The organism is Dietzia sp. DQ11-44, from assembly GCF_014145205.1.
Lineage (GTDB): Bacteria > Actinomycetota > Actinomycetes > Mycobacteriales > Mycobacteriaceae > Dietzia > Dietzia natronolimnaea.
In genome coordinates, this window is sequence record NZ_JAALEC010000180.1 from 1 (window position 1) to 3,920 (window position 3,920).

General features: G+C 71.2%; 4 protein-coding genes and 1 pseudogene. All 5 read left to right on the top strand.

What is annotated here, in order from left to right; genetic code table 11:
- Nucleotides 1–607: pseudogene (locus G6018_RS05595) on the top strand (DUF58 domain-containing protein); the annotation flags it as partial.
- Entirely contained in the window at nucleotides 604–1,584 is a 981-nt protein-coding gene (locus G6018_RS05600) for a VWA domain-containing protein (RefSeq protein ID WP_182639080.1), read from the top strand. The pseudogene G6018_RS05595 and the gene G6018_RS05600, both read left to right, overlap by 4 nt.
- Before the next feature lie 54 nt (nucleotides 1,585–1,638).
- A complete protein-coding gene (gene fabG1, locus G6018_RS05605) occupies nucleotides 1,639–2,370 on the top strand; it encodes a 3-oxoacyl-ACP reductase FabG1 (protein ID WP_182639083.1) in 732 nt (243 codons plus the stop codon).
- A 2-nt stretch (nucleotides 2,371–2,372) separates the two neighbouring features.
- Nucleotides 2,373–3,200 (top strand): NADH-dependent enoyl-ACP reductase InhA, encoded by an 828-nt coding sequence (inhA, locus tag G6018_RS05610; RefSeq protein ID WP_182639084.1) that lies wholly within the window; start codon nucleotides 2,373–2,375, stop codon nucleotides 3,198–3,200.
- On the top strand, nucleotides 3,197–3,920 hold a 724-nt coding region (locus G6018_RS05615; protein WP_182639086.1), incomplete at its 3' end, for a ferrochelatase. The genes inhA and G6018_RS05615, both read left to right, overlap by 4 nt.

Here is a 3,920-nt window from a genome sequence, read left to right on the forward strand (position 1 = left end):
CGGGGGTGGCAGTCGTGTCGGCATGGTCCTCACCGGCGCCGGGCGGCCCCGGGTCCTCCGGGCCACGAGCGGGCGCGACCACGTCAGGCGGCTCCTCGAGGAGGTCACCCGCGCCCCCGCCCGGGTCTCTCCCGGTGGGACCCTCGACGACGCACTCCGCGCCGCCCGGAACGCCGCCCGACGGCACGGACTGGTGGTGGTGATCTCGGACTTCCTCGCCGACGTCGACTGGGAACGGTCCCTGCGCGTCCTGGGGGCCCGGCACGAGTTCCTCGCCGTGCACACGGCCGACCCCCTCGACATCGCACTTCCCGCGGTGGGCGCCGCACTGCTCCAGGACCCGGCCACCGGCGAGGTGCTCGAACTGGACGTCGACGACGCCCTCGCCGCCGACTACCGCCGGGCCGCGGACTCCCATCGCGCGGAGGTCCACGCAGCCCTACGCCGCTGTGGCGCCCCGGTCCTCGCCCTGCGGACCGACCGGGACTGGATCAGGGACGTGATCGACTTCGTCGGCGCACGCCGCCAGGGTGGCCTGCCCACCGGGGAGAACCTCGTCAGGGACCTGCCCGACGACCATCCGACACCGGGAGGAACGCACCGATGAGCCTGTCGGAGTTCCAGCACCCGCTGTGGCTGGTCCTGGTGGTCGTGCCACTGGCCCTCGCGATCGGATACGTGATCGCGCTGCGATCCAAGAGGCGCAGGACCGTGCGCTTCGGCAACTTCGGCGTCCTGCGGACCGTCGACCGTGGCGGTCGACGCTGGTTCACCCACGTCCCCGCGGTGCTGCTCATCCTGTCGCTGCTCGCCCTGGTGGTGGCGCTGTCCGGGCCGCAGAAGGAACAGAAGGTGCCGCGGAACCGCGCGACGGTCATGCTCGTCGTCGACGTGTCACTGTCCATGGAATCCACGGACGTGTCACCCTCCCGCCTGGAGGCCGCGCAGCAGGCCGCCACCACGTTCGCCAACAACCTCACCCCGGGCGTCAACCTGGGACTGGTCTCCTACGCCGGAACGGCCTCGATGCTCGTGGCACCCACCACCGATCGGGGACCCGTGGTCCGCGCCGTCGAGCGACTCCGGCTGGACGAGAGGACCGCGACCGGCGAGGCGATCTACACCGCCACCCAGGCCGTCACGACGTTCACCGAGAGCCTCGGTGGCACCGACCAGGCGCCGCCGGCCCGTATCGTGCTGCTCTCCGACGGCAAGGAGACCGTCCCCGCGGACCCGACCGAGGAGCGCGGGGCCTTCACCGCCGCCGAGCGCGCCGAGGAGGCCGGCATCCCGATCTCGACCATCTCCTTCGGCACCCTCTACGGGACAGTGGACATCCAGGGTCGCCCGCAGCCCGTCCCCGTCGACGACGCCTCGTTGCGCACCATCGCCGAGATCTCGGGGGGTGACTTCTTCACCGCCTCCAGCCTGGAGGAGCTCGACTCCGTCTACCGCACCCTCGAGGAACAGATCGGGTTCGAGTGGAAGAAGGCCGACGCCTCGCGGCCGTGGCTCGTGATCGGGTCCCTGCTGGCGATGCTCGCCGCAGCCGGATCCCTGGTGGCACACCGCCGCATCCCGTGACGGGTCCGCGCACCCCCACCGGGTCACCCGTGACGGTTCGATAGGTTGGTGCACATGGTTCCCGACAGCACGCCCACCCCCACCCCCCGGACGGTCCTGGTGACCGGGGGCAACCGCGGCATCGGACGCGCCGTGGCCGAACGACTCGCCGCCGACGGCCACCGGGTGGCGGTGACCCATCGAGGGTCCGGTGCGCCCGACGGCCTGTTCGGAGTCCGGTGTGACGTCACCGACCCCGACTCCGTCGACGCGGCGTTCACCGCGGTCGAGGCCGAGTACGGCCCGGTCGAGGTGGTGGTGTCCAACGCCGGGATCACCGACGACACCCTCCTGATGCGGATGAAGGACGAGCAGTTCACCCGGGTCGTCGAGGCGAACCTGTCCGGCGCGTTCCGGGTGGCCAGAAGGGCCTCCCGGGGGATGCTGCGCGCCAGGTTCGGCCGACTCATCTTCATCGGATCGGTGGTCGCCCAGTCGGGCACCGCGGGCCAGGTCAACTACGCCTCGTCGAAGGCCGGCCTCATCGGGATGGCCCGCTCACTGACCCGGGAACTCGGCTCACGCAACATCACGGCCAACGTCGTGGCCCCCGGGTTCATCGACACCGACATGACCGCCGGGCTGGACGACAAGACGCAGGCCCTCGCCGTGGCGGCCATCCCGCTCGGCCGGAAGGGCAGCGCCGACGACGTGGCGGGGGCCGTCAGCTTCCTCGCGGGGGACGACGCCGGCTACATCTCGGGTGCCGTCCTGCCCGTCGACGGCGGTATGGGAATGGGGCACTGACCATGAGCGAGAACACCCGCACCGGGATCCTCTCGGGCAAGACCATCCTCGTCACCGGGGTGATCACCGACGCCTCGATCGCCTTCCACATCGCCAAGCACTGTCAGCTCCACGGCGCCACCGTCATCCTCACCGCGTTCGGCCGGCCGTCGCTGGTGCGGGCGATCTCGAAGCGACTGCCCGACAGGCCTGCGGTGATCGAACTGGACGTGCAGAGCGAGGAGGACCTCGCGGCGCTCGAGGGCAGGGTGAGAGAACACGCCGAGTCGCTCGACGGGGTGGTGCACTCCATCGGGTTCGCGCCGCCCAGTTGCCTCGGCGACCCGTTCCTCGACGCGCCCTGGAAGGACGTCTCCGTCGCCGTGGAGGTCTCCGCCTATTCGTACGCGTCCCTCGCCAGGGCCGTGCGCCCCCTGCTCAACCTCGGCGCGTCGATCATCGGACTGGACTTCGACCCGCGGTTCTCCATGCCCTTCTACAACTGGATGTCCGTGGCCAAGAACGCCCTGGAGGCGGTCAACCGCTACGTGGCCCGAGAACTCGGCCCGGAGGGCGTGCGGTCCAACCTCATCGCCGCCGGCCCCGTCAAGACCCTCGCGGCCAAAGCCATCGCCGGAGACGCGCTCGGTCCCGGCGGAGAACTGGACCAGATGCAGGACGAGTGGGCCAGGCGCGCCCCCCTGGGGTGGGACGTGAACGACCCCACCGCGGTGGCGACCACCGCGGTGGCGCTGCTCTCGGACCTCATGCCCGCCACCACGGGAACAGTGATCTATGCAGACGGTGGAGCCGGCACCGTCTCCTTCAGCGGACAGGAGAACCACAGATGACCGATGGTGAGCTCGAGGTGACCGGGCCCGTGGACGCCCTCCTCGTCCTGTCCTTCGGCGGGCCCGAGGGTCAGGAGGACGTCATTCCCTTCCTCGAGAACGTCACCCGCGGGCGCGGGATCCCGGCGGCGCGACTCGAGGAGGTCGCCACCCACTACCGACAGCTGGGTGGCCGCAGCCCGATCAACGACCTCAACCGTGAGATCATCGCGCACGTCGAGGAGGAGCTCGCCCGCAGCGGCAGGGACCTGCCGGTGTACTTCGGGAACCGCAACTGGACCCCGATGATCGAGGAGACGGTCCGGCAGATGACCGCGGACGGCGTCCGGACCGCGGCGGTGTTCGCCACCTCCGCGTGGGGCGGCTACTCCGGCTGTGCGCAGTACCAGGAGGACATCGCCCGCGCGCGCGAGCAGGTCCCCGGTGCGCCCTCGATGGTCCGCCTGCGACAGTTCTACGACCATCCCCTGTTCATCGAGCGGTTCGCGTCCGATCTCCGCGCCGCCCGGGAAGCGGCGGCGCCGGGAGCCCGCGTCGTCTTCACCGCGCACTCGGTCCCCGAGGCGGCGGACGCCGTCGCGGGTCCGCCCGCGCTCGGAGGTCGTCTCTACAGCCGTCAGGTCGCCGAGGCGTCGCGGTTGGTGGCCCGCGCGGCCGGGGTCGACGATCACGACCTGGTCTGGCAGTCCCGTTCCGGACCCCCGAGCGTGCCGTGGCTCA